Genomic DNA, 26,111 nt, shown 5'->3' on the forward strand with positions numbered 1-26,111 from the left:
TTGAAAATATAAAAACAAATATTTTCAAGTTGTTTAGGTATATCTACTTAGTCCATTAAAATAGAGTTTAGAATCCATTTTATGAAGCATATCCGTAATTTTTCGATCATCGCCCACATTGACCATGGTAAATCGACCCTTTCAGATCGTTTGATCCAAGTTTGTGGTGGTTTAACCGACCGTGAAATGCAAAAACAGGTTTTGGATTCAATGGATATTGAGCGCGAACGTGGTATTACCATTAAAGCGCAAAGTGTAACCTTGAATTATAAAGCCAATGACGGCGAGATCTACCAGCTTAACTTTATCGACACCCCAGGGCATGTTGATTTTACTTATGAAGTATCACGCTCATTAGCAGCATGTGAAGGTGCGTTACTCGTTGTAGATGCTGGTCAAGGTGTTGAAGCACAAACACTGGCAAATTGTTACACTGCCATTGAAATGAACTTAGAAGTAATACCTGTACTTAATAAAATAGATTTACCACAAGCCGATCCGCTTCGTGTGGCTGAAGAAATTGAAGATATTATTGGTATTGATGCCCTAGATGCAGTGCAATGTAGCGCTAAAACTGGCGTTGGTATTGCCGAAGTACTTGAAATGATAGTTAAAGATGTACCGCCACCGGTTGGCGATAAAGATGCTCCTCTTCAAGCACTTATAATTGACTCATGGTTTGACCCATACCAAGGTGTTGTATCATTAGTGCGCATTAAGCACGGTGAACTGCGCGCGGGCGACAAAATTAAAATCATGTCGAACGATCACGTACACACAGCCGATCAGGTAGGTGTATTTACACCAAAGCAAACTAACACAGGTATTTTAAGAACCGGTGAAGTAGGCTTTGTAATTGCTGGTATTAAAGAAATACATGGTGCACCTGTTGGCGATACTATTACTCATCAAAAAAATGCGGCACCATTGCGTTTACCTGGTTTTCAAAAAATAAAACCACAAGTGTATGCAGGTATGTTCCCAATTGCTTCTGATGAATATGAATCGTTTCGTGATGCGCTTAATAAATTAAGCTTAAACGATGCGTCGTTATTTTTCGAACCAGAGAACTCAACAGCACTTGGTTTTGGTTTTCGTTGTGGCTTTTTAGGCATGCTACACATGGAAATTATTCAAGAGCGTTTAGAACGTGAATACGATATTGATTTAATTACCACAGCACCAACCGTAATTTATGAAGTAGTGACTAAAAAAGACGGGACTTTCCAAATTGATAACCCATCTGATTTACCTGCGGTAAACGATATTTTAGAAATTCGTGAACCGATTGTAGAAGCCAATATTTTAGTGCCGCAAGAATACTTAGGTAGTGTTATTACCTTGTGTGTTGATAAGCGTGGTATGCAAACTAAAATGTCATATCATGGTAAGCAAGTTGCGGTAACTTACGAACTGCCTATGGCAGAAGTAGTTATGGACTTTTTTGATAAGTTAAAATCAACCAGTCGTGGCTTTGCATCGCTTGATTACAACTTTAAGCATTTCCAAACATCAGATATGGTACGTGTTGATATTTTAATCAACTCAGAGCGCGTCGACGCGCTGGCGATCATTGCTCACCGCGATAGTGCGCAATCACGTGGTCGCCAATTAGCCGATGCACTAAAAGAGCTAATTCCACGTCAAATGTTTGATATTGCGATTCAAGCAGCTATTGGCGGACATGTTATTGCCCGTACTACGATAAAACAGATGCGTAAAAACGTAATTGCTAAGTGTTACGGCGGTGACGTGAGTCGTAAGAAAAAGCTACTTAAAAAGCAAAAAGATGGTAAGAAACGCATGAAGCAAGTAGGTAACGTTGAAGTGCCTCAAGAAGCGTTTTTAGCTATTTTAAAAGTTGGTAAATAAAAACAAAGGATTATAAATGGCTGGCTATTTTTCAGTTTTATTGGTGCTATTAACCTTAGGCTCAGGTCTAATATGGTTAATAGACCACTTAATGTTTGCGCCGAAACGAAATGCGCATTTGGCTATGGCAGAGGCTTCTGCTGGTGGTAAATTAGATGAAGAAACTGCCGCATTAATTGCACCAGAGCCTATGCTTACTGAAACAGCAAAGTCGATTTTTCCGATGATTGCTGCTATCACTATATTTAGATCGTTTATGTTTGAACCGTTTCAAATACCTTCAGGTTCAATGATGCCTACTTTATTAGTAGGAGATTTTATTTTAGTGCAAAAGTATTCGTACGGAATTAAAGACCCAGTATGGCGCAGCCAATTAGTTGATGTAGGTGAGCCTGAGCGTGGTGATATTATTGTTTTTAAATACCCGCTAGACGAAAAGGTCGATTTTATTAAACGCACAATAGGCTTGCCTGGCGATAAAATTGTTTATCGTGATAAGCGTTTATATATTCAACCTAATTGTAAAGCTGGTGAAACCCAGCAGGGTGAGCTGCTTTGTAATGAATTTAATAAAATTGATTTTAAATTAATTAATGATGACGAATTTAAGCAAGGCTCAATGGCATTAGCGCGTTTAAATGAAAACTTAACTACGTTAAGCCATGATATTTTAATTAACCCTCAGGCGCCTGAACGTAAAGGGCGTTATTATCAGCAACCAGGTACACCTACCGATGAATGGGTTGTTCCTGCTGATCATTATTTTATGATGGGTGATAATCGCGATAACAGCCAAGATAGTCGCTTTTGGGGTTTTGTGCCAAAAGAAAACTTGGTGGGTAAAGCTGTCTTTATATGGATGAGTTTTGAATTTGATAATGGCCCAGATGACATTTTACCAGGATGGGTTCCAACTGGTGTTCGTTTTGAACGCCTAGGTAATATTCAATAGCAATGAAAAAAAATGTAACAGAACTATACAAAACAATAGACTACATATTTGCAGATCAAGGCTTGCTTGAGCAAGCAATGACGCATCGTAGTCATAAAGGTCAGCATAACGAGCGACTAGAATTTTTAGGCGATTCAATTTTAAGCTTTGTGATTGCAAATGCGCTGTATGCTAAGTTTCCTAAAGCGCGTGAAGGCGATTTAAGCCGTATGCGCTCTACCTTAGTGCGTGGTCAAACATTGGCTGAATTTGGCTTAGAGTTTGGCTTAGGGGATTATTTACGCTTAGGTCCAGGCGAGCTAAAAAGTGGCGGCTTTCGTCGCGAGTCAACACTTGCCGATGCCGTAGAGGCGATTATTGGCGCTGTGTTTTTAGATTCGGATATTGAACGCTGTGGCGAATTAATTTTATCTTGGTATGAAGAGCGTTTAAATGCTATTTCACCAGGGCTTAATCAAAAAGATCCTAAGACCCTGCTGCAAGAGCATTTGCAAGCTCGTAAACTATCGTTACCGGGCTATACAGTTGTTGATACAAAAGGCCAGGCACACAATCAAACATTCACGGTTGAATGTATTGTTGATGGCATGGATAGCATTATTTCTGTTGGTAGCTCGCGTCGTAAAGCCGAACAAAAAGCTGCTGAAAAAGCATTGAAGATACTCAAAAATGAACCTTGATACCTTAATACAACCACACGATGGCGATATAGATACGTTTTGCGGCATGATCGCAATAGTAGGGCGCCCTAACGTAGGTAAATCTACTTTACTTAATAAAATTATTGAGCAAAAGGTTAGTATTACCTCACGTAAGCCACAAACCACACGCCACCGTATTATGGGTATTCATACCGAAGGTAAGCATCAAGCTGTTTACGTTGATACACCTGGGCTACACGTTGAAGAAAAACGTGCTATTAACCGCTTAATGAACCGCGCAGCATCTAGTTCAATTGGTGATGTAGAGCTTATTATATTTGTAGTTGAAGGCACCCACTGGAATGCCGATGACGACATGGTACTTAATAAAGTATCGCAAAGTGGTAAGCCGGTATTATTGGTGATCAATAAAATAGATTTAGTAAAAGATCGCGACCTAGTACTGCCTCATATGAAGTGGTTAGGCGACAAGTTTGACTTTATTGGTATTATGCCAGTGTCGGCTGAGCAAGGTAAAAATATCGACTTGATCAAAGCTGAAGTAACTAAACGCCTTCAGCCAAGTGAATTTTATTTTCCAGAAGACTACGTAACCGACCGTTCAATGCGCTTTATGGCAGCAGAAACCATTCGTGAAAAGCTAATGCGTTTTATGGGCGAGGAGCTACCGTATTCTGTTACTGTTGAAATAGAGCAGTTTAAATGGCAAGAAAACGGTATTTGGCATATCAATGGTTTAATACTCGTTGAGCGCGAAACACAAAAGCGTATGGTGATTGGTAATAAAGGCGAAAAGCTAAAAACCATTGGTCGCGAAGCACGTAAAGATCTTGAAGAAATGCTCGATAATAAAGTGTTTTTAGAGCTTTGGGTTAAAGTTAAATCGGGTTGGGCTGATGACGAGCGCGCATTAAGAAGCCTAGGTTATGGTGAAGACTAATAATCTGCTAGCAGTTTAAATTATGGATAGCGACTTCTACAGAGCGTATTTATTACATCGGCGTCCTTATAGTGACTCCCAAGTAATGCTTGATATGCTAGTAGAAGGCGTTGGCCAACTTAGAATGCTAGCCCGTATTAGTGGCCGCCAGGCCACTAAACATAAAGCGCAATTACAACCTTTCCAAGCCTTGTTGGTACATTACAACGGCAAGTACGATTTAAAATACATCAACAAATTTGAACTGCACGGAACGCCACTTTTTTTAAAAGGTGATGAGCTTTATTGCGGCTTTTATTTAAATGAATTAACTAATCGAATTGTGCCAATTAATGAACCGATTGATCAGGTTTTTCAGCTTTATAATACGCACTTAAAAAACCTTAATAGCGGTGCTAATTTACAAGCAGTACTGCGTTCTTACGAATTTCAACTATTAGAACTATTAGGTTATGGCGTCGATTTTAGTTTTGACGCCAGCGGTGAACCCATAGATGAAAAGCGAACGTATAGCTATTTTGCAGAAGTTGGCTTTTTAGTACAAGACGATCCGCGCTCTGGATTTAGCGGTTTGCAACTTAATGCCATAGCTAATCATGACTTTAGCCAAGCAGATGTGCTATATATGGCAAAGCAATTAAGCCGCTACTTATTAAAGCCACTACTTGGTAATAAACCATTAAAAAGTCGTGAGTTATTTGCGGCCTCTCAATAAACGTAATTTTACAGGTAAAATAATGAAAGATATTCTTTTGGGTGTAAACGTTGATCATATTGCAACACTTCGCCAAGCACGTGGCACTAGCTACCCTGATCCAGCACATGCAGCAAGTGTAGCTGAGCATGCAGGAGCCGACGGTATCACTATTCATTTACGTGAAGATCGCCGTCATATTCAAGACCGTGACGTGTATGTAATGGCTAAAACCATACAAACACGCATGAACCTTGAAACAGCCGTAACCGATGAAATGATCAATATTGCACTTGAGGTAAAACCTGAGTACGTATGCCTAGTGCCAGAAAAACGCGAAGAGCTAACCACCGAAGGCGGACTTGATGTGGCGGGTAATCTTGAAAAAATTACCGCAGCAACAAAAACCTTGAGCGACGCAGGTATTAAAGTTTCGTTATTTATTGATGCCGATAAAGCGCAGCTAGATGCAGCTAAAGCAACAGGCGCTCCGTATGTTGAAATTCATACCGGTGCTTATGCAGATGCTACAACCGATGAGGCAATAAGCAAAGAGCTTGAACATATTCGCCAAGGCGTTAAATACGCAGCCAGTATTGGCTTAATTGTCAATGCGGGCCATGGTTTGCATTACCATAATGTAAAACCAATTGCCGCAATGGAAGAAATTTATGAGCTTAATATTGGTCACGCCATTATTGCTCGTGCCGCCATTGATGGGCTAGATAAAGCCGTACGCGATATGAAACGCTTAATGCTTGAAGCGCGTGCCTAAAGCCTCGCTTTAAATAAGCTACTTGAAGCTTCTTGCTACTTAGTTATATTAGGTGCATGGAGCTTCTAATTTTGAGCCCGGCTGTTATGCAAGTTAGCAACTAGCTTGGGTGAGTACAATTAAAGCCACTAAAAGTTAAGAATACACTGCCAAAATAGCGCCACTTGGATCGCGAATAATAAAATAGCTTTCGCCACCATATTCAGTCGGCCCTTTAATAATTTCGCCTCCTAACTCCAGCGTTTTTTGTGCGCTAAGCTGAGCATTTTCTACTCGAACATACATTAACCACTGTGCTGGTAAATCGGCGTTATCGCCCTTAGCATGGCAAATGCCTGCTATTGTCCCTTGTGCGTTATTCATATTAAAATCATTGTAACTGCCCATATCTACAGGCTCTTTTTGCCAACCAACAACGTGTGCATAAAAGTCGCTGATTTGCTGTGCATCAGCCACAGTAAGATCGCGCCATTCAATACTACCAATTACTTTGTTATTGCTCATAAAGTCTCTTCCTGTTTATTGTACTGATGGCGCAATAGCTATCGTTTTATAGTTTCGAGCCTTTAATCTTTAGCATCAAGTAGTAAGTTCTCTAGCTCGTCTTGTAGTTCAAATAACTCAGGTTCAATAGTGGCTAATACGCAGTTACTTTTTAACGCGGTTTCGATTGTTTCGGCCAGCGACTTTAATTTAGGTACGCCAGTGTAGCAACACGCACCATGTAACTTATGAATAATGCTCAGTACTTGTTTGCAGTCTTCATCGGCAATAGCTTGTGCTAATAGGCTAAGTGTTTCGGGCACGCTGAGTAATAACATATTGAGCATTTCTAATGCCAGCTCACTTTTACCGCCAGCATGTTGCAGTGCTATGCCCCAATCAAGGCGCACACTCTTAAAAGGGGGCGGGCTTTGTGGCATGTTTTTTAGTTTATCGCGGCTAACCGGTAGTTGCGGGCTGTGATCGCAAATAATTTGATTGAGCATGTCCTCATCAATCGGTTTAGTTAAATAGCCTTCAAAACCGTCTTTTAATAACTGCTCTTTTTCGCTGTGCAGTGCATGTGCGGTTACGGCAATGATGGGCGTATCTTCGTTTAATGATGATTCTTTAATTAACTTACAGGCAGTAATACCATCCATAATTGGCATTTGTATGTCCATAAATATTACGTCGTACTTGTGGCTTTTACTCAAACTGTAAGCTTGCGAGCCATTGTGCGCAGTGTCTATTAGCTCAACCTGCTCATTAAGTAAGGTATAAATTAATTTTAAGTTAGCATCATTATCGTCAACTACTAATACTTTTAACGGCAAGAGTGTTTGCTCATTTTGCTCAATGTTGTGCACCGGATGATCTAATCGATACGGCGCGGCAAGTAGTTCACACAATTTACGATGGTTAAGTGGTTTACTTAAGCAGGCATCAGCGCCACTGCCAATAAAGGCTTCACGCATACTATGTGATACCGTGTTGAGCATTAAATATAAATAGTCGGTTGATTCACGCACCGCTTTTACATGAGCCTTTAAACGCTGCATATCGTTAACCGAGGCCATATCACCAATGATACAAATATCATATTGCTGCTCTTTATTGTCGATTGCAGCTAAAAATTCTGCATCGCTAAAGCAGCCGGTTACACTTATTTGCCATTCGTTAAGCAAAGATAAAACAGCATGATGGGTGTGCTCGTGTGGCTCTAAATATAAAACATGCTTACCGAGCAAAGATTTAGTTGGTAAGTCACTGGCAAACACATGATTAGGCAGTCTAAATACGCCATTAAAGGTAAAGCAGGTGCCATTACCAGGGGCTGAGTTAAGTGTAATTTTACCACTCATGGCCTCTACAATATGCTTGGTGATAATTAGCCCCAAGCCAGTGCCACCAAATTTACGGGTAATACTTGAATCGGCTTGGCCAAAGGCGGTAAATAATGCATCTTGCTTATCAACAGGAATACCTACGCCTGTATCGGCCACTGAAACTAAAATTGAGGTGCGCTCATCATCGAGTAGTCTATGGCTAATGTCGACTTTTATAGCGCCTTTTTCGGTAAACTTAATTGCGTTACTTAATAAATTAATTAAAACTTGTTTTAATCGCGTAGGATCACCGGTTAGGTGATCGGGCACTTGCGGGCTAATATAAATAGACAGCTCAAGCTGCTTATCATGGGCGCTTGGGGCTAACAGCGTCATTACTTCGTTAACGGTATCGCGCAACTGAAACTGAATAGACTCAAGTTCCATAGCGCCCGCTTCTAATTTTGAAAAGTCTAATATATCGCTAATAATGGTCATTAAACTATTAGCCGACAGTTCAATGGTATCTAAGTAATCTTTTTGGTTTTTATTTAATGGCGTTTTATGCAGCTGACGCGTAAAACCAATCACGCCATTTAAAGGGGTGCGTAGCTCATGACTCATTTTTGCCAAAAAGTCAGATTTAACTCGGTTGGCATCTTGAGCTTCTTTTTTTGCCATAGTGAGCTGAATATTTTGCGTTTCGTACTGCTCTAATGTTTCGCGGTAATCACTGGTGGCTTGATCAATGTTTTTTTGCATTTCATCTTTTTGCATCACCATAGAGTAAGAAATAGTATTTAACCCTTCGCGGAGTAACTCAAACTCACCAATCATGGACTCGTTTAAACCAGTTTCTCTTTTACCTTCTACGAGCCTATCGGTTGCCAGTACTAATTTATTAAGAGGGGTCATAAACATATGGCTAAGTTTAAGTGCTAAAATAGCAGCCAGTACTAGGGCTAGTATAATAACAATACCACTGACCAGTAAGGCTCTTTGCTGGCCAATAACCGCTTGATCTCTATTTAACTGTAATACCACAGTTCCTAGTGAGGTTTGAAATATCGATTTATCCCATTTTGTATCAGGACTTGTGTGATTAATAATGGGTGTAAAAAAGGTAATTAAATCATCTGTTTTATGGACTTGAGTGGCATTAAGATTATTTAGTTGCTCGTTGTTGAGCAAGTCATCAAACGAGCGATGATAGTTACTGGTTATTATTAGCTTATTATTGTCGTCAAATAATGCAATCGCCTTTACTACCGGGGAGTGCTTATTGTGGGTATAGCTAATGACACGATTTAGTAGTTGTTTGTTTTTTTCAAGTAATGGCTGCTCAAGCGCAATAGCAAGGGGCTCTGAAATAGTCGTCCCTTGTTGATATAAAATTTCATCAAGCTCAATGTAACGATTTATTGTAAAATAACCACCGAGTAACAATCCAATGATCACCGTGGGGATCAGAGTGAGTGTTAAAACAGAATCGCGTAAGCCTAATTTAGTCATATTGGGAGCGTTATTATTGTTATTAGCATGCTCAGAGTATATACGGATAATGAGGTATTCTGCAATTGGAGTCGATTCATCAAATGTTTAAGGTAATGCCTAATGGCGCAAATATTTAAAGCAACAAAAAAACCGCTAAAACAACAGTCTTTAGTGCTCGATATCACCGCCATGGATCATCATGGTCGCGGCATAGCTAAACATAATAATAAAGTGTGCTTTGTAAGTAATGCTTTGCCAAACGAGCAAGTAAAAGCCACCATTATCGCCGACAAAGCGCGTTATAGCGAAGCGCAAACGCATAAAGTATTACAGGCGAGTGAATATCGCGTAGCGCCGTTTTGTGAGCATTATAATCAATGTGGTGGTTGTCAGTTGCAGCATTTAGATAGCAGCCAACAGGTAGTCGAAAAGCAAATAGCAGTGAGCAAATTATTTGAAAAGTTTGCCAAGCTTGATGAATTAAACTGGCAAGCACCCTTATTAAGTAAAGCCACTCATTACCGACGAAGTGCTCGTTTAGCGGTAATGTTTGATAAAAAAGCAAAAAAAATGCATGTAGGCTATAGAGCAAGTGGCTCTAAAAGTATTATTAGTATTAATGAGTGCCCAGTACTAAGTGAAGTATTTGCAAATGTATTTACTGTATTTGATAACTTAATTAATCAACACAAGGCATTGCACAGTGTATCTCACTTGCAATTGTGCCAAGGCGATGAGCAAAACTTTGTTATTATTCGCCACACAAAACCTATTTCAGAGGATATAAAAGCACTGGTAGCACAAAGTGCCGCTGAGCAACAATGGCAATTAGTGTGGCAAAGCGAAAGTGAAGTGATTGAACACTCACATTTAGCCATGCCATTTTATGCACTTGAAGAGTTAGGGTTAAAGTTTGAATTTGGCTTAAATAACTTTATCCAAGTTAATGCTAGCGTTAATCAAGCAATGCTTAAACAAGCACAAAATTGGCTGGCACTAAAAGGCGACGAAAACGTATTGGATTTATTTTGTGGTATTGGTAACTTTTCACTAGTGCTGGCAAAACAAGCAAAAACAGTAATTGGTGTAGAAGGGGTTGCTTCAGCGGTTGCAATGGCAACGCAAAATGCGCACACTAACTCAATCACTAATGCTCAATTTAATTGCTTTGATTTAACAAATAAAATTGAAACGGCTTCGTGGTTTAATAAAAATTTAGATGTACTGGTGTTAGACCCCTCACGTACTGGGGCAATAACGGTATTAGAACAACTTCCTTTAAAGCAGTTTAAAACTATTTTATACGTCTCATGCGACCCTGTTACTTTAGCCCGTGACAGCGCTATTATTTCGCAAGCAGGCTTTGAACTGCATAAAATTGGGCTAATGAATATGTTTCCGCACACCGGACATATTGAAACTATGGCGTTATTTCAACGGAGGTAAAGCGCATTATGGTAGCTACACGTCAATCACATCAACAGGATGAAACCGGGGACTTTGCTAGTCGCTTAAAGTTGCTTGCTCTGTCGGCAGAAAAAGTAGAGCTGCTTAATAAAGCACAGGCACTTTGTTTAGCGTGTGACAATACCACCCGACAAAGCACTGCCATTGAAATGGTCGAAATTTTAGCCGAGCTTAATCTTGATGCAGACTCATTAGCTACTGCTTATTTAACGCCGTATTTTATAAATAACTTAGTCACCCTTGAAACTGTTGAAGAGCAGCTAGGTAGCAGTATTGCGGTATTGCTAAACGGGGTCGCACAAATGGCGACTATTAGCACTTTGGCGCATCAAGGAAAAGGCACGGTACAGGTTGATAATATTCGCCGTATGTTACTTGCTATGGTAGAGGATGTGCGCGCGGTTGTTATTAAGTTAGCAGAGCAAGTATGTCATTTACGCAATGTAAAAAATGCCGCAGAAGAAGAGCGCGTTATTGCCGCCAAAGAAACCGCCGACATTTTTGCACCACTGGCAAACCGCTTAGGTATAGGGCAATTAAAGTGGGAGCTTGAAGACTTATCGTTTAGGTATTTACACCCCAATATTTATAAAAACATTGCCAAACAGCTTGATGACAAACGCTTAGCGCGTGAAGCCTACATGGAAGACATGGTAGCGCAAGTTAAAAGGCGCTTAAGCGAGGCGGGCATAGAAGCTGAGGTTTACGGGCGACCAAAGCATATTTACAGCATTTATAAAAAAATGGCGCAAAAAAACTACGAGTTTGATCAACTGTTTGATATTCGTGCAATGCGTATTGTGGTGCAGCGCCTGCAAGATTGTTACGGCGCACTGGGCATAGTGCACACTAACTGGCGTCATTTGCATAAAGAGTTTGACGACTACGTAGCCACGCCAAAGCAAAATGGCTATCAGTCTATTCATACCGTGGTATTTGGCCCCGAAGGCAAAACGGTAGAGATTCAAATTCGCACTAGCGATATGCACCAAGATGCCGAGTTGGGTGTTGCTGCGCATTGGATGTATAAAGAAGGCGCATTGCCAGGGCGAGGCTCAGGTTATGAGCAAAAAATTAGCTGGTTGCGTAAACTATTACAATGGCAAGAAGAAGTGGTTGATGGCAGCGACCTAGCGCAAGAGCTTAAAAACCAAGTGGTAGAAGACCGTGTATACGTATTTACCCCGCGCGGCGATATTTTTGATTTACCACTGGGAGCAACACCATTAGATTTTGCTTATTATATTCACTCTAATGTGGGGCATCGTTGTATTGGCGCTAAAGTATTTGGCAAAATAGTGCCATTTACCCATCAATTAAGCACCGGCGATCAGGTAGAGATTCTTACCCAAAAACAGCCAAACCCCAGCCGCGATTGGTTAAACCCGTCATTAGGCTATATAAAATCATCGCGTGCTAGAGCAAAAATACACCATTGGTTTAAACAGCTCGATCGCGACAAAAATCTTAGTGCCGGTAAAGAAATACTCGATAACGAACTGCAAAAGCTCGATTTAAATTATAGAGACTTAGCACCCGCTATTAAGCGTTTTAACTTTAAAGAGCTCGACGATTTAATGGTCGCCATTGGCGCAGGCGATATTCGCCTTAATCAAATGCTTAACTTTGTTACCGATCGCCCCGAAGAAGAGCCGGTAATACGCTTTAAAACCCCAACAAAAGTAACCGGCGATAATAACGGTATTGTGGTTGACGGCGTAGGCAGTTTAATGAGTCATGTTGCTAAATGTTGTCGTCCGGTTCCGGGGGATGAAATTATTGGCTATATAACGCAAGGGCGCGGTATTGGTGTACATCGTGATGATTGCGACTCGTTTGATAATTTAAAAACTCAGCACCCAGAGCGGGTTATTTCTGTAAGCTGGTCAGACGATATTCATAACTCCTATGCGCTAAGTATTAGAATAGAAGCCAGCGATCGCTCAGGTTTAATTCGCGACATAAGTGTAGTGTTAGCCAACGAAAAAGTGAATGTGCTAAATATGAATGTAAATACCGTTGATGATAATCAAATTGCTATATTTACTATGCAAATAGAGGTACACGATCTGTCGGGTACTAATAGAGTGCTTTCTAAGTTACACCAAATTGAAGGTGTACACAGTGCAAAGCGAGGGCAATAAATATGGCAGATAACGCCGTGCTTGCGCAACTACTAAATATAATGAAAACGCTAAGAGATCCTGAGCTTGGTTGCCCCTGGGATCGTAAGCAAACTTTTAGCTCAATAGTGCCGCACACTATTGAGGAAGCGTTTGAAGTGGCCGATTGCATTGAATCGGGCAATTTAGGTGAGCTTAAAAATGAACTTGGCGATTTACTCTTTCAAATTGTGTTTTATGCTCAACTTGCAAATGAGCAAAAACTATTTGATTTTAACGATATAGTGACACAATTAAACGCTAAACTTACGCGCCGCCATCCTCATGTGTTCGACAAGCAAACAGCGCTAAGCGATGATGAGCTTGCAGCGCAGTGGCAAGCAATTAAGGCACAAGAGCGCAGCGCTAAAACTGCAAGCGCTACATCTTCGCTGTGGCAAGATATTCCCGTTAATATGCCAAGCTTAAGCAAAGCTAAAAAAATTCAGCAGCGGGTGGCAGCTCTTGGTTTTGATTGGCCAAGTTACCATGGTGCATTGGATAAAGTGAGCGAAGAAGTAGACGAAGTAAAAGAAGCACTCGCTCACAATCCGTATTCAGATCATAGTGCAGAAGAGCTGGGCGATTTACTGTTTGCTACAGTAAACGTTGCGCGCCATATAAAGCGCGACCCAGAGCAATTACTGCGCAGCGCCAGCGACAAGTTTTCAACTCGCTTTGAAAAAGTCCAAGCTTATTTAAATGCCCAAGGTAAATGTTTAGAGTCTGCCACGCTTGATGAGATGGATGCAGCATGGGATGAGATCAAAAAAGTCAAATAGTTTGTAGTAAAATTATGGCTGTTTTTTGTGCTTACAATTTCTAATTTTAGCTGGATTGATTGGCTATGCTTTGGTACAATTTCTCCCCGTCCTGTTTATATTCCAAAATCACTTGTTTGGGTATTATATTCCTTTTAATTCCTGATATTCTAGGGTTCGCATGAGTACAAAATTTATCTTCGTTACCGGCGGGGTTGTTTCTTCGTTGGGTAAAGGTATTGCAGCAGCATCATTGGCAGCTATTTTAGAGGCCCGTGGCTTAAATGTTACTATCTTAAAGCTGGATCCTTACATCAACGTTGATCCAGGCACAATGAGCCCAATTCAACATGGTGAAGTATACGTTACAGAAGACGGCGCAGAGACCGATCTAGACTTAGGTCACTATGAGCGCTTTATTCGCACCAAAATGACAAGTCGCAATAATTTTACACAAGGTCGTGTATACAAAGATGTATTACATCGTGAGCGACGTGGCGAGTACCTTGGAGCAACAATTCAGGTAATTCCACATATTACCAACGATATTAAGCAACGTGTTTATTCTGGCGCTGAAGGTTATGATATAGCACTTGTTGAAATTGGCGGTACAGTGGGTGACATAGAGTCACAACCATTTTTAGAAGCAATTCGTCAAATGGGTACAGAAATAGGCCGTGAGCGTGCGTTATTTATTCACTTAACGCTAGTACCATTTTTAGGCCCTGCAGGCGAAGTGAAAACTAAGCCAACGCAGCACTCGGTTAAAGAACTACGTTCAATTGGTATTCAACCAGATATTCTTATTTGTCGCTCAGATCGTAAGCTGCCAAGTAACGAACGTGCAAAAATTGCATTGTTTACCAACGTAGAAGAAAAAGCGGTTATATCACTACCAGATGTAGACAGTATTTATAAAATTCCTGCGCTATTAAAGTCGCAAGATTTAGATTACTTTGTATGTCGTCGTTTTCATTTAGATGTCCCTGAAGCTGACCTTGTTGAATGGGAACAAGTACTTTATCAAGAGTCTAACCCTACAGGTGAAGTAACTATTGGTATGGTAGGTAAATACATTGAATTACCAGATGCGTATAAATCTGTAAACGAAGCATTGAAACATGCCGGTCTGAAAAATCGTTTAACGGTAAATATTCAATACATTGACTCACAAGACTTAGAAACCAAAGGCGTTGATTCGTTAGCTCATCTAGATGCTATTTTAGTGCCTGGTGGTTTTGGTGGTCGTGGCGTTGAAGGTAAAATATTAGCGGCTAAATACGCGCGTGAAAACAAAGTGCCTTACTTAGGTATTTGTTTAGGTATGCAAGTGGCGTTAATTGAATACGCTCGTAACGTAGCCGGCCTTGTTGATGCAAACTCAACTGAATTTAACGCACAATCGGCAAGCCCTGTAGTTGGCTTAATTACCGAATGGCTAGATGCTGAAGGTAAAGTAGAGCAGCGTGATGAAAAATCAGACTTAGGTGGCACTATGCGTTTAGGCGCACAAAAATGTCATTTAACACCGGGTTCTAAAGTGCATGCAGTATACGGTAGCGATGAAATAGTAGAACGTCATCGTCATCGCTACGAAGTTAATAATAACTTTGTAGAGCAGCTAGAAAAAGCAGGTTTAAGCTTTACTGGTTTATCAGAAGATAAAAAACTAGTAGAAATTATTGAAAACAAAGATCACCCTTGGTTTATTGCAGCGCAATTCCACCCGGAATTCACTTCAACACCACGCGATGGTCACCCGCTATTTGAAGGGTTTGTAGCTGCGGCTCACATCCACCAAAAAGCGTCTTCGTAATATTAATAGGCCGTGCATATTGCACGGCTTATTTGTTTTAAATGCCAACCAAATTAGTTTAAATTAAGTTGGCAGTAATTCACCATTTTGGGAATATAGAGGAATCAAGATGTCAGTAATCGTAAAAGTAATTGGTCGCGAAATTATGGATTCGCGTGGTAACCCAACTGTTGAAGCTGATGTACATTTAGCTGATGGTTCATGGGGCCGTGCTGCGGCGCCGTCTGGCGCATCTACAGGGACTCGCGAAGCATTAGAATTACGCGATGGTGATAAATCTCGTTATTTAGGTAAAGGCGTATTAAAAGCTGTAGGTTTTATTAATAATGAAATCGCAACCGCTTTAGCAGGCCAAAATGCACTTGAGCAAAGCACTGTTGATCAAGTAATGCTAGATTTAGATGGTACCGAAAATAAAGAAAAATTAGGTGCTAACGCAATTTTAGCAGTATCGCTAGCAACGGCTAAAGCTGCTGCACAATCTAAAAAAGTTGAGCTTTATGAGCATATTGCTGACTTAAACGGTACACCGGGTGTTTACTCTATGCCATTACCAATGATGAACATTATCAATGGTGGCGAACATGCAGATAACTCTGTAGATATTCAAGAGTTTATGATCCAACCAATTGGCGCTAAAAACTTCCGTGAAGCTCTACGCATGGGCGCAGAAATATTTCACAGCCTAGCTAAAGTACTTAAAGCAGACGGTCACTCAACAGCGGTAGGTGACGAAGGTGGTTTTGCACCAAACCTTGCATCTAACGAAGCGGCACTAGCTGCAATTAAAGTAGCTGTTGCAAATGCAGGCTACGAGCTAGGTAAAGACATTACATTAGCGCTTGATTGTGCAGCCTCTGAGTTTTACGACAAAGAAGCAAATATTTACAATCTTAAAGGTGAAGGCAAAAAGTTCACTTCTGAAGAATTTAACTTCTTCTTACAAGATTTAACTCAGCAATACCCAATCGTGTCTATCGAAGATGGCCTTGATGAGTCTGACTGGGATGGCTTTGCACACCAAACTAAACTAATGGGTGATAAAATCCAATTAGTGGGTGACGATTTGTTTGTAACCAATACTAAGATTTTAAAACGTGGTATCGACAACGGTATTGCTAACTCAATCTTAATAAAGTTTAACCAAATTGGTTCTTTAACTGAGACATTAGCTGCAATTAAAATGGCTAAAGATGCTGGTTTTACAGTTGTTATTTCTCATCGCTCAGGCGAAACAGAAGATTCAACCATTGCAGATTTAGCAGTAGGTACAGCCGCAGGTCAAATTAAAACAGGTTCATTAAGCCGCTCTGATCGTGTTGCTAAGTACAACCAATTGCTTCGTATTGAAGAGCAATTAGGCGATAAAGCACCGTACAACGGTTTAAAAGAAGTTAAAGGTCAGTAATTCTTTAATTAGAATATGATGTTTAAGCTTATAAATCCTCACTTTGGTGGGGATTTTTTTTGCCTAGGTAAAAAAAGTAAAACAGTAACCAGAAAATCAGAAGTGAGATAACTGTCAGTAACAGTTTAAATACGATTTTTAGGTGGGGTTTTCTATCTCTCTTTTTAGTTTAAATATGTTAAAAGTAGTGTGAAAAGACTTTAAGTGAATATATGCACAAAGAGGTTATGAGGCGCTACGCTTTAGAGAAACTAAAAAGACTAAATAATGTATCTTGTCACTGCTCATTTACTCTCATTTTTTCTCTTTGTGCAAAAATTTTAAATGATTTACTCACAACGGAGTTTTTCAAGTTAGTTGTCGCCTCAAGTTAAATTTTATGCCGCCCTAATTTACTTCTATTTGTACAAATTAAAGTTGAAACTGCTGTTTTAAAATTTCGCCAGTAAAGCTGGTTTTTAAATAAAAGCCACGGGGCAGGGTTTTAATTATTTTACCATTAGGGCCAATAGCATCGGTTACTATTTTACTGTGCGCGGCTTTAGGGCGAATTTGAATTGCGTCACCTAAATGCCCCGATATTTCATCAATACGCCCTAGGGCAATAAGCTCCATTTGTTCTTCCCAATCGCGTTGCAGTAAGGCGTCTTGCTCAGGCGTGGGTTGCCATAAAAACCCGCTGCCAATGGTTCTATCAAACGGGGCTATGTCGCGCTCACTTAGTATAGGCAACCAAAGTACATGGTTAAGTTTTTTACGTACGCTGCTTGCGTGCCAGGTCATGCCAGTAACGTTAATGAGTGGGGTTACCGACACAAAGGTGGTTTCTAGTGGCTTGCCTTTATAAGAAATTGGCAATGTTTTTAGCTCTATGCCTAAATCTTCAAAATCGGGCAGTGGTTTTGAGCCAGCAGTTGCGCCTAATACATATTCAATTAACTGCCCCGTCCAGCCTTTTTCACGGAGTAAATCGTCAGGCGTTTTAAAGTTATATTCATTGGCTAACTGGCCAAGGGTAAGCCCAGCAATATTATTAACACGCTGCATTAAGTCATTAATTGAATGTGGTTTTATAGGTCGCATACTGTTTATTTAAGTTGAATAAATACCATCGCCATGATAGCAAATCAGTCCAGCCGTGGATATCTTTGCCTTTGGGTGTTTTTTGTGCACCTTGGGTTTGGTGCAATTTTGCACACATTAATAAACAGTAAAATAAATATAAGCTCATGAATTTTAATGAAATTTAAAAATAAACTGTTCAGTTTTTATTAAGCGATTCTAAGGTTGTTTGAATGAGTACACATATATAAACATGTTTATCCACAGAATCTGTGGAGAAAGCTAGTTTTTCGATCTTACATTGTGGATTTGTTTGCTAAATGAGCGTGTTTTACAAAAGTTATGCACAAGCTGTGAGTAACCACAGTAAATATTCCAATATTGTTTGCCGTAAAGCAGGTAATGTGGAACAATCATTAAAAATCGACTTACAAATGAGGCACTAAGGTGATTGATGCCGAAGGTTTTCGTGCCAATGTCGGAATTGTAATTTGCAATAACCAAGGACAAGTGTTTTGGGCTAGACGTTATGGTCAACATTCTTGGCAATTTCCCCAAGGCGGTGTTGACGATGGTGAAACGCCAGAACAAACCATGTACCGCGAATTACACGAAGAAGTAGGCTTGCGACCAGAAGATGTAGAGATAGTCGCAAGTTCTAAACATTGGTTACGCTATAAGTTACCCAAACGATTAATACGCCGTGACTCAAGTCCGGTATGTATTGGGCAAAAACAAAAATGGTTTTTACTAAAACTACGCTGTAAAGATGAGGACGTAAATTTACTTAAAACCCACCATCCTGAATTTGATGATTGGCGCTGGGTAAGTTATTGGTATCCGGTAAGGCAGGTGGTGTCGTTTAAACGCGATGTTTATCGGCGTGTAATGAAAGAGTTTGCTCCTTTTGCTATGCCTTTTAATAAACGCGAACAGCAAAAAGATCATTGGCGAAATAAAAGGTAGTTAGTTTAGTAAATTAAAGGAGCAGGACATGCTGGCAACACTTAGGTCTATTGCAGAGTCGGTTTCGCAACAAGCGAATTTAGACAGTGCTTTAGCGTGCTTTGTGACAATGGTTAAAGAAGCCATGCAAACCCAGTGCTGCTCTATTTATTTTGCTGACTACAGCCAAGATAACTTTGTACTTATGGCCACCGAAGGGTTAAACCCCGATGCGGTGGGTAAGTTTAGAATTGGTTTTACCGAAGGCCTAGTAGGGCTGGTGGCACAGCGTGAGGAGGCAATTAATATTGCCTTTGCCAAATCTCATCCTCGCTTTAAGCTCTCCCCAGAAGTAAACGAAGAAGGCTATAACGCATTTTTGTCTGTGCCTGTGGTGCATCAAAAAAAAGTACTGGGCGTTATTGTAGTACAACAAAAAATGGCGCGTGTATTTAGCCAAGATGAAGAATCGTTTTTAATTACTTTGTCGGCGCAACTTGCCTCACAATTAGCGCATGCTGAAATAAAAGAAGTATTGCGTCAAGATGAGTCTTCTCATCAAACCTCGGTATTAAAAGGGGTGTCGAGTGCTCCGGGTATTAGTATTGGCCATGCATTTGTAGTTATTCCTAAAGTTAACTTTAAATCAATTGAGCTTGAAAAAGAAAGCGATGTAAATGAGCAACGACGCTTATTTACCCAAGCCGTAGCGGCAACCCGAAAAGAATTTAATACACTATCAATGACACTAAGTGATTCTATTCCCCATGAGGCTTTGGCTGTTTTTGATGTTTATCAGCAATTACTCGATGCTAAAAGCTTAGGTCATAACGTTGAGATGGAGTTGCAACAAGGTTGGTGTGCAAAAAGCGCCTTAAAAATAGTAATTGAGCGTTTAATCGCTCAGTTTAATGCCATGCAAGACCCATACATAAAAGAGCGCGCGGTTGATGTTAAAGACATTGGCCTGCGAGTGTTGCACCACCTTGTTAATACCGAATTCGCAATAAAAGATTATCCACCCAATACCATACTTATAGCGCATACACTTACTCCAGCTATGCTGGCTGAGGTGCCTAACGATCGCTTAGTGGGGGTGGTGAGCATAAATGGCTCGGCAAACAGTCATGCGTCCATATTAACCCGTGCTATGGGCGTGCCTGCTATTTGGGGCATCGAAGATATTCCATTACTGCAATTAAATAGTAAACCAATGATTTTGGATGCGTTTTCGGGGCGGTTATATATTTCCCCATCGCAAATGCTAATTGATGAATACACAGAATTACAGCACCAAGACAACTTACTTAATAATCGTTTTTTAGCCGAGCAAAACTTTACAGCGGTCACCCTTGATGGTGAGCACATAAGTTTACTACTCAATGCGGGGCTGGAGTTAAACACGCAGCAAAACAGTGCCCATATTTGTGACGGCGTTGGCTTGTACCGCACCGAAGCCTGGTTTATGCAAAAAGGGCAGTTTCCATCGCAATCAGAGCAAGAAACCTGGTACCGAGAAGTACTTAATAGTTATTACCCTAATCCGGTAGTAATGCGAACGTTAGATATTGGTGGCGATAAAGTTCTCGATTATTTTAATATTACCGAAGAAAACCCCTTTTTAGGTTGGCGCGGTATTCGCATTAGTTTAGATCACCCTGAGCTATTTTTAGATCAGCTCAAAGCCATGCTTAAAGCAAATATAGGCTTAGGTAATTTAAAGATAATGCTGCCGATGATAAGTGGTACCGAAGAAGTAGACGAATCATTAGCTCTTTTTGAGCAAGCGTATTTTGAGCTGAACGAGCAATACCCAGAGCAAACAATTGAACGACCCGATATAGGTATTATGCTTGAAGTACCGTCGAGTGTATTTATGCTGGCAGACTGGTCTAAAAAAGTCGATTTTTGCTCAGTGGGCAGTAACGATTTAACGCAATACCTGCTCGCTGTAGACAGATCAAACGCGCGGGTTGCAGAACTGTTTAACCCGTATCACCCTGCAGTGCTCAGAGTATTAAATAAAGTGGCTCGTGAGTGCCAGCAATACGAGCTACCGTTTAGTTTATGCGGCGAGCTTGGCGGCGATCCTGAAGGCGCAATATTACTTATTGCCATGGGGTATCGTCGTTTAAGTATGAACTTATCATCATTAAATAAAGTTAAATGGGTGCTTAGGCGCTTACATGTCAGCGAAATGGAAGCATTACTTAAAGAGTGCTTAGCGCAATCGTCGGCTAAGCAAGTATTGCGTTTAACTCGCAGCTTTATGATAGAGCATGAGCTGGGTAACTTATTTTATACCCCCAAATAAATTCTCGTGTTAACTGTAATCAGAATCCATTAAGATACGCGCATAATAAAAGGTATATGGGATAACTATGTATGATCTAGGATTATTGGTTGCAAGTTGCGCGCTACTAGGCTGTGTTGTCGGGTTTTTAGCCGGGTTACTCGGAATTGGTGGTGGCTTAATTATTGTGCCAGTATTAAGTGCCTTATTACTCGCTTTTAATGTAACGGCTACTGAAAACGTATTAGTTATTGCCATTGCAACATCGCTTGCCTCTATTTTGTTTACCTCTACATCTTCAGCGCTGGCTCATCATAAAAATGATAACGTGCCTTGGGTTATTGCACCTTGGGTTATGTCGGGCGTAGCTGTTGGCGCGCTAATTAGTGGCTTTGCTGCAAGCTTAATCCCCGAGCAAATATTACGCACAGTATTTGCTGTAAGCGTGGTATTTATTGCTTTAAGAATGGTGTTATCAGCTCGCAATAAACCTTTGTCAGAAAAACCTTTACCGTCGGGTCCTATTCTAGGCAGCTTATGCGCCATTATGGGGGCACTATCTGGATTAATAGGTATAGGTGGTGGCGCACTAATAGTGCCTTTACTGCATTATTTTTCGGTTGATATTAAAAAGGCCATAGGCTGCGCTGCAGCATGCGGAATTGTTATCGCCTTTTTTGGCTCTATTGGTTATATCAGTGCCGGATGGCAGGTTACCGATTTAGAACACGGTTTTGCAGGGTTTGTATACTTACCCGCATTATTTGGGATTGTAATTACCTCGTGGTTTATAGCGCCTATTGGCGCTAAAGCAACCCACTATTTACCGGTTAATACAATAAAGAAAGTTTTCGCGGTGTTACTTGTTATCATCGCAATTAAAATGGTTTTTAGCTAAAGGTTTATTTTTATGGCACTGGAATTTCCTGTAATCGATCCGATCATATTTTCTGTCGGGCCACTGAGCGTACGTTGGTACGGATTAATGTATTTAATAGGTTTTGCATTTGCAATGTGGTTTGCAAATCGCCAAGCGGCAAAACCAAATTCAGGTTGGACTAAAGACCAAGTAGGCGACTTCCTATTTTACGGCATGCTAGGGGTAATTCTTGGTGGGCGTATTGGTTATGTATTATTTTATCAATTTAGCTATTTTATAGAAAACCCCCTATATTTGTTCAGGATAGATCAAGGTGGAATGTCGTTTCATGGTGGCACCTTAGGAGTGATAACCGCGGTTGTTATTTTTGCTTGGACACGTAAAAAGTCAATACTGCAAGTAGGCGACTTTGTTGCACCGCTTGTACCGGTAGGTTTATTAGCTGGACGTATAGGTAACTTTATAAATGGTGAGCTTTGGGGTCGAGTAAGCGATGTACCATGGGCTATGGTATTTCCAACCGGCGGGCCGTTAGCACGCCATCCATCGCAGCTATACGAAGCATTTTTTGAAGGCTTAGTATTATTTTTAATTTTACAGTGGTTTATTAAAAAGCCTCGCCCTGCTGGTAGTGTAGCGGGTGTATTTTTACTAGGTTACGGCACATTTAGATTTTGTATTGAGTACTTTCGCCAACCAGATGCACAGCTGGGTTTATTTGCTGATTTTATCTCGATGGGGCAAATACTCTCGCTGCCTATGATAGTAGGCGGGTTAGGCTTATTAATTTGGGCTTATAAGCAAGCACCACAAAAAACAGCGGTAAAGGGTTAGAATAAATACCATGAAACAATATTTACAATTATGTCAGCGTATTGTTGATGAAGGCCAGTGGGTAGAAAACAAACGTACGGGCACACGCTGTTTAACCGTGATCAACGCCGATTTAGAATACGATGTGGCGAATAATCAGTTTCCTATGATCACCACTCGTAAAAGCTATTACAAAGCAGCTATTGCCGAATTACTCGGTTACTTGCGTGGCTACGATAGCGCGGCACAGTTTCGCGAAATAGGCTGTAAAACCTGGGATGCAAACGCAAACGAAAATAGCGCTTGGCTTAATAATCCGCACCGTAAAGGTGAGGACGACATGGGCCGTGTTTATGGCGTACAAGGGCGTGCTTGGCAGCGCCCAGATGGCTCAACGCTAGACCAACTAGCAAAAGTAATTAATAACTTAAAAAATGGTATAGACGATCGCGGTGAAATAATTAGTTTTTATAACCCAGGCGAATTTGAGCTTGGCTGTTTACGCCCGTGTATGCACACCCACACGTTTTCATTATTAGGTGACACACTTTATTTAACGTCAATTCAGCGTAGCTGCGACGTACCGCTAGGGCTTAATTTTAATCAAATTCAGTGTTTTGTATTACTGGCATTAGTGGCGCAAATTACTGGGCATAAAGCGGGTAAGGCGTATCATAAAATTACCAACGCGCATATTTATGAAAACCAGCTTGAGCTAATGCGCGATGTGCAGTTAAAACGCGAGCCATTTGCATCGCCGCAGTTAAAAATTAATCCAAACATTAAATCACTAAACGATATAGAAACCTGGGTAACACGCGATGACTTTGAAGTGACAGGTTATGAGTGTCACGAAGCTATTCAATACCCATTTTCGGTATAACAAAACAGATTAAGGAAAACACCATGAAAGCAGTGATCCCCGTAGCGGGCCTCGGAACTCGAATGTTACCAGCCACCAAAGCAATTCCAAAAGAAATGCTGCCGGTTGTTGACCGTCCACTAATTCAGTACGTAGTTAACGAAGCCGTTGCCGCAGGTATTAAAGAAATAGTACTGGTAACGCATTCAAGTAAAAACTCAATCGAAAACCACTTCGACACCAGTTTTGAGCTTGAAGCCACACTAGAAAAACGAGTAAAACGACAGCTACTTGCCGAAATACAGTCTATTTGTCCTAAAGATGTAACTATTATTCAAGTACGCCAAGGCGAGGCCAAAGGCCTAGGGCATGCAATTAACTGTGCAGCGCCAATTATAGGTAACGAACCATTTGTGGTTATTTTACCCGATGTAATAATTGATGATATGGAAAGCGATCTTAGTAAAGATAACTTGGCCGAAATGATCAGCCGCTTTGAGCAAACTCAACATAGCCAAATAATGGTAGAACCAGTTCCAATGGCTGAAGTTGATCAATTTGGTGTTGTTGACTTAGGCAGCGTTGAGCTAAAACAAGGCGAAAGTTCGCCAATTCATAACATGGTAGAAAAGCCACCAGTTAACGAAGCACCATCAAACCTTGCAGTAGTAGGGCGCTATGTATTAAGTAAAAATATTTGGCCATTACTCGCTAAAACACCGCAAGGTGCTGGTAACGAAATTCAGCTTACAGACGCTATTGCCATGCTAATGCAACACGAAACTGTTGATGCATATGCAATTAAAGGGCGCAGCCACGATTGTGGTAGTAAAATTGGTTATCTTAAAGCAACTATTGAGTTTGCACTGCGTCGTGAAGAATTTGCTGACGAGTTAAAAACGTTTATTAAAACATTAATTTAACATACCTACTTTTTATAAAAGTAACTAAAAGACGCCTATATGGCGTCTTTTTTGTTTTATAGTCGTTAATATCGTAGCATTTGGCGATAAAAACATTATAACTGCAGACACGCTGTAAATTATAATGTAATGTTTGTGTTAACTATAGTTTAATTTATTGACTGCCAAGCTAAAAAGTACATTAATTGCTCAGTAATCATTGATATAAAATAAACTCAGTTATATATCCAAGCACAATTAATAAAGTTAAACGCTTACTTATAAGAATGTTTAACTGAAATGTAAGTGTACTTACACTACTTTCAGGGCAGCGAATGCATGTTTAAATATAAAAAAAATAATACTTTAATATTGAGTTTGCTTATACTCTTGTTTAGCACTGCTTGTGCAACTGCGCCCAACAAAACGCTATTAGCAGAGCCAATAAACGACTCGCCTGAATATGTGTCTATTACTGCATTAGAGCTGGCGCAATTAAAAGATGCTGCAATGCAATGGCAGCAAGCCCGATCTGGGATTGAACGACTTTTAAAGCTAGAAAAAGATATTACCTATTTGGTAAACCATATAGATATTATAAATAGCAAAGCAATTGCGCAGTCGAATCAAAAAAATCACAACCAATATAATCGCCCCACGCGCAAACAACGCTACTCAAGTAAAGCTCAGCAAGCAATTAAACCAGCTTATAATACAAAGCCAACGGTAAAATTAAACAGCCCAAAGCACGTTTTTGCATTGCAAGTTGCGTCGCTCGATTCCGAAAAAGACTTAGTTAAAGCATGGCAAGAACTCAATGAGCAAGCTGCGCCGTTATTTAGAGATAAAATTCGCACCAATGTTGAAACAGCAAATGTTAATAATAAAACCTACTATCGATTAAAGTTAGGCGTGTATCAAAACTTTAAAAATGCCCAAGCCGATTGCAACGTGTTTAAACTTTATAAACTCGACTGCATAGTAAGTAACTACACAGATAAACCGGTAAAGCTGTAATTATACTAACTAGCTTTAAATATAAAGTTGCTTATGCTTTATTTATCAATAAAATATGCAGCTTACCTAAGCTGCTTTTTTATAAATTAATTATAAAAAAATAAACAAAAAAGGTTAATAACCCTAATGCTTTTAAAATGGAACTTTAAGCGCATTACACTAATACTAGGATTGTCATTAGTTATAAGTGCATGCAATACAACTAAGCAAAATGAAAGCGCAGAACCGCTTGTAAAACAAGGCGCAGTAAATGCGCCGCAAAGTATACTTATTAAAAAAGCAGATTTAGTTTTACTACAAGACTCTGCAAAGCAGTGGAAAAATGCTCAAACTAATGTTGACAAAATAAGCCAGCTAGAACACAAATTAACGCAGCTAACAGCCACTCTTACGCAACAAATAGAGCAGTCAGAACCCCCCTTAAGCGAACCTAAAGAAACAATATTGTAACTATTCACCAAGACAAATTATTTTCTAAGGATCTTTTTTAGCTATTGACTGATCCTGCCAGTATGCCAAGCTA

22 protein-coding genes are annotated in these 26,111 nt (G+C 40.3%); 19 read left to right on the plus strand and 3 right to left on the minus strand.

The window, feature by feature from the left end:
* Positions 1-81: 81 nt before the first annotated feature.
* The 6 genes from lepA to pdxJ are packed head-to-tail and all read left to right on the plus strand — an operon-like array spanning position 82 to position 5,895.
* Positions 82-1,872: a translation elongation factor 4 gene (gene lepA / locus J5X91_RS13725; protein WP_011327426.1), complete on the plus strand. Its 1,791-nt coding sequence runs from the start codon at positions 82-84 to the stop codon at positions 1,870-1,872.
* 16 nt (positions 1,873-1,888) lie between these two features.
* On the plus strand, positions 1,889-2,824 hold the full coding sequence (gene lepB, locus J5X91_RS13730; RefSeq protein WP_058372740.1) for a signal peptidase I: 936 nt from the start codon (positions 1,889-1,891) through the stop codon (positions 2,822-2,824).
* A 2-nt stretch (positions 2,825-2,826) separates the two neighbouring features.
* Positions 2,827-3,504 (plus strand): ribonuclease III, encoded by a 678-nt coding sequence (gene rnc, locus J5X91_RS13735; protein WP_041454353.1) that lies wholly within the window; start codon positions 2,827-2,829, stop codon positions 3,502-3,504.
* On the plus strand, positions 3,494-4,426 hold the full coding sequence (gene era, locus J5X91_RS13740) for a GTPase Era (RefSeq protein WP_011327429.1): 933 nt from the start codon (positions 3,494-3,496) through the stop codon (positions 4,424-4,426). The genes rnc and era overlap by 11 nt, the downstream gene beginning before the upstream one ends.
* A gap of 22 nt (positions 4,427-4,448) precedes the next feature.
* A complete protein-coding gene (gene recO / locus J5X91_RS13745; protein WP_011327430.1) occupies positions 4,449-5,141 on the plus strand; it encodes a DNA repair protein RecO in 693 nt (230 codons plus the stop codon).
* Positions 5,142-5,163: 22 nt separating this feature from the next.
* Positions 5,164-5,895, plus strand: a complete 732-nt coding sequence (pdxJ, locus tag J5X91_RS13750) for a pyridoxine 5'-phosphate synthase (RefSeq protein ID WP_011327431.1) — start codon at positions 5,164-5,166, stop codon at positions 5,893-5,895.
* Positions 5,896-6,030: 135 nt separating this feature from the next.
* On the opposite strand, the gene J5X91_RS13755 is transcribed toward pdxJ, so the two are convergent.
* The gene (locus J5X91_RS13755; RefSeq protein WP_086995046.1) at positions 6,031-6,399 is read right to left on the minus strand and encodes a VOC family protein; all 369 of its coding nucleotides are present in this window, start codon (positions 6,397-6,399) and stop codon (positions 6,031-6,033) included.
* A 62-nt stretch (positions 6,400-6,461) separates the two neighbouring features.
* Positions 6,462-9,218, minus strand: coding sequence for a two-component sensor histidine kinase BarA (barA, locus tag J5X91_RS13760; protein ID WP_208835025.1), 2,757 nt, complete (start codon positions 9,216-9,218; stop codon positions 6,462-6,464).
* A gap of 102 nt (positions 9,219-9,320) precedes the next feature.
* On the opposite strand from barA, the gene rlmD reads away from it, so the two are divergent.
* The 5 genes from rlmD to eno all read left to right on the plus strand — a co-directional run bounded on the left by rlmD (position 9,321) and on the right by eno (position 16,814).
* A complete protein-coding gene (gene rlmD, locus J5X91_RS13765) occupies positions 9,321-10,646 on the plus strand; it encodes a 23S rRNA (uracil(1939)-C(5))-methyltransferase RlmD (RefSeq protein ID WP_011327434.1) in 1,326 nt (441 codons plus the stop codon).
* 8 nt (positions 10,647-10,654) lie between these two features.
* A complete protein-coding gene (relA, locus tag J5X91_RS13770) occupies positions 10,655-12,811 on the plus strand; it encodes a GTP diphosphokinase (protein WP_197107747.1) in 2,157 nt (718 codons plus the stop codon).
* Positions 12,812-12,813: 2 nt separating this feature from the next.
* Positions 12,814-13,611 (plus strand): nucleoside triphosphate pyrophosphohydrolase, encoded by a 798-nt coding sequence (gene mazG / locus J5X91_RS13775; protein WP_208835026.1) that lies wholly within the window; start codon positions 12,814-12,816, stop codon positions 13,609-13,611.
* A gap of 160 nt (positions 13,612-13,771) precedes the next feature.
* Positions 13,772-15,406: a CTP synthase gene (locus tag J5X91_RS13780; protein WP_011327437.1), complete on the plus strand. Its 1,635-nt coding sequence runs from the start codon at positions 13,772-13,774 to the stop codon at positions 15,404-15,406.
* Positions 15,407-15,515: 109 nt separating this feature from the next.
* Positions 15,516-16,814, plus strand: a complete 1,299-nt coding sequence (gene eno / locus J5X91_RS13785; protein WP_011327438.1) for a phosphopyruvate hydratase — start codon at positions 15,516-15,518, stop codon at positions 16,812-16,814.
* Between the two features lie 411 nt (positions 16,815-17,225).
* Here eno and mutH read toward each other — a convergent pair whose 3' ends face one another.
* The gene (gene mutH, locus J5X91_RS13790) at positions 17,226-17,897 is read right to left on the minus strand and encodes a DNA mismatch repair endonuclease MutH (RefSeq protein WP_011327439.1); all 672 of its coding nucleotides are present in this window, start codon (positions 17,895-17,897) and stop codon (positions 17,226-17,228) included.
* A 426-nt stretch (positions 17,898-18,323) separates the two neighbouring features.
* Here mutH and rppH point away from each other — a divergent pair, with 426 nt between their 5' ends.
* From rppH to J5X91_RS13830, 8 genes are all read left to right on the plus strand, one after another.
* Entirely contained in the window at positions 18,324-18,842 is a 519-nt protein-coding gene (gene rppH, locus J5X91_RS13795; protein WP_008111786.1) for an RNA pyrophosphohydrolase, read from the plus strand.
* A gap of 28 nt (positions 18,843-18,870) precedes the next feature.
* Positions 18,871-21,135, plus strand: a complete 2,265-nt coding sequence (ptsP, locus tag J5X91_RS13800) for a phosphoenolpyruvate--protein phosphotransferase (RefSeq protein ID WP_058372750.1) — start codon at positions 18,871-18,873, stop codon at positions 21,133-21,135.
* Positions 21,136-21,202: 67 nt separating this feature from the next.
* Positions 21,203-22,012: a sulfite exporter TauE/SafE family protein gene (locus J5X91_RS13805; RefSeq protein WP_179807082.1), complete on the plus strand. Its 810-nt coding sequence runs from the start codon at positions 21,203-21,205 to the stop codon at positions 22,010-22,012.
* Between the two features lie 12 nt (positions 22,013-22,024).
* A complete protein-coding gene (gene lgt / locus J5X91_RS13810) occupies positions 22,025-22,828 on the plus strand; it encodes a prolipoprotein diacylglyceryl transferase (RefSeq protein ID WP_089367854.1) in 804 nt (267 codons plus the stop codon).
* Positions 22,829-22,838: 10 nt separating this feature from the next.
* Positions 22,839-23,690 carry a thymidylate synthase gene (locus J5X91_RS13815; RefSeq protein ID WP_011327444.1) on the plus strand — a complete coding sequence of 284 codons (852 nt, stop codon included), beginning with the start codon at positions 22,839-22,841 and terminating at the stop codon, positions 23,688-23,690.
* A 23-nt stretch (positions 23,691-23,713) separates the two neighbouring features.
* On the plus strand, positions 23,714-24,592 hold the full coding sequence (gene galU / locus J5X91_RS13820) for a UTP--glucose-1-phosphate uridylyltransferase GalU (RefSeq protein ID WP_011327445.1): 879 nt from the start codon (positions 23,714-23,716) through the stop codon (positions 24,590-24,592).
* Between the two features lie 318 nt (positions 24,593-24,910).
* Complete coding sequence (locus J5X91_RS13825) at positions 24,911-25,588, plus strand: SPOR domain-containing protein (RefSeq protein ID WP_208835027.1); 678 nt, start codon at positions 24,911-24,913, stop codon at positions 25,586-25,588.
* 126 nt (positions 25,589-25,714) lie between these two features.
* Entirely contained in the window at positions 25,715-26,038 is a 324-nt protein-coding gene (locus J5X91_RS13830) for a hypothetical protein (protein ID WP_208835028.1), read from the plus strand.
* Positions 26,039-26,111: the final 73 nt, after the last annotated feature.

It is taken from the genome of Pseudoalteromonas sp. K222D, from assembly GCF_017653575.1.
Classification (GTDB): Bacteria; Pseudomonadota; Gammaproteobacteria; order Enterobacterales; family Alteromonadaceae; genus Pseudoalteromonas; species Pseudoalteromonas nigrifaciens.

What these genes read in the sequence shown, in the direction of transcription:
- lepA (WP_011327426.1), top strand. Translation starts at nt 82, where the DNA reads ATGAAGCATATCCGTAATTTTTCGATCATCGCCCACATTGACCATGGT.
- lepB (WP_058372740.1), top strand. Translation starts at nt 1,889, where the DNA reads ATGGCTGGCTATTTTTCAGTTTTATTGGTGCTATTAACCTTAGGCTCA.
- rnc (WP_041454353.1), top strand. Translation starts at nt 2,827, where the DNA reads ATGAAAAAAAATGTAACAGAACTATACAAAACAATAGACTACATATTT.
- era (WP_011327429.1), top strand. Translation starts at nt 3,494, where the DNA reads ATGAACCTTGATACCTTAATACAACCACACGATGGCGATATAGATACG.
- recO (WP_011327430.1), top strand. Translation starts at nt 4,449, where the DNA reads ATGGATAGCGACTTCTACAGAGCGTATTTATTACATCGGCGTCCTTAT.
- pdxJ (WP_011327431.1), top strand. Translation starts at nt 5,164, where the DNA reads ATGAAAGATATTCTTTTGGGTGTAAACGTTGATCATATTGCAACACTT.
- J5X91_RS13755 (WP_086995046.1), bottom strand. Translation starts at nt 6,399, where the DNA reads ATGAGCAATAACAAAGTAATTGGTAGTATTGAATGGCGCGATCTTACT.
- barA (WP_208835025.1), bottom strand. Translation starts at nt 9,218, where the DNA reads ATGACTAAATTAGGCTTACGCGATTCTGTTTTAACACTCACTCTGATC.
- rlmD (WP_011327434.1), top strand. Translation starts at nt 9,321, where the DNA reads ATGGCGCAAATATTTAAAGCAACAAAAAAACCGCTAAAACAACAGTCT.
- relA (WP_197107747.1), top strand. Translation starts at nt 10,655, where the DNA reads ATGGTAGCTACACGTCAATCACATCAACAGGATGAAACCGGGGACTTT.
- mazG (WP_208835026.1), top strand. Translation starts at nt 12,814, where the DNA reads ATGGCAGATAACGCCGTGCTTGCGCAACTACTAAATATAATGAAAACG.
- J5X91_RS13780 (WP_011327437.1), top strand. Translation starts at nt 13,772, where the DNA reads ATGAGTACAAAATTTATCTTCGTTACCGGCGGGGTTGTTTCTTCGTTG.
- eno (WP_011327438.1), top strand. Translation starts at nt 15,516, where the DNA reads ATGTCAGTAATCGTAAAAGTAATTGGTCGCGAAATTATGGATTCGCGT.
- mutH (WP_011327439.1), bottom strand. Translation starts at nt 17,897, where the DNA reads ATGCGACCTATAAAACCACATTCAATTAATGACTTAATGCAGCGTGTT.
- ptsP (WP_058372750.1), top strand. Translation starts at nt 18,871, where the DNA reads ATGCTGGCAACACTTAGGTCTATTGCAGAGTCGGTTTCGCAACAAGCG.
- J5X91_RS13805 (WP_179807082.1), top strand. Translation starts at nt 21,203, where the DNA reads ATGTATGATCTAGGATTATTGGTTGCAAGTTGCGCGCTACTAGGCTGT.
- lgt (WP_089367854.1), top strand. Translation starts at nt 22,025, where the DNA reads ATGGCACTGGAATTTCCTGTAATCGATCCGATCATATTTTCTGTCGGG.
- J5X91_RS13815 (WP_011327444.1), top strand. Translation starts at nt 22,839, where the DNA reads ATGAAACAATATTTACAATTATGTCAGCGTATTGTTGATGAAGGCCAG.
- galU (WP_011327445.1), top strand. Translation starts at nt 23,714, where the DNA reads ATGAAAGCAGTGATCCCCGTAGCGGGCCTCGGAACTCGAATGTTACCA.
- J5X91_RS13825 (WP_208835027.1), top strand. Translation starts at nt 24,911, where the DNA reads ATGTTTAAATATAAAAAAAATAATACTTTAATATTGAGTTTGCTTATA.
- J5X91_RS13830 (WP_208835028.1), top strand. Translation starts at nt 25,715, where the DNA reads ATGCTTTTAAAATGGAACTTTAAGCGCATTACACTAATACTAGGATTG.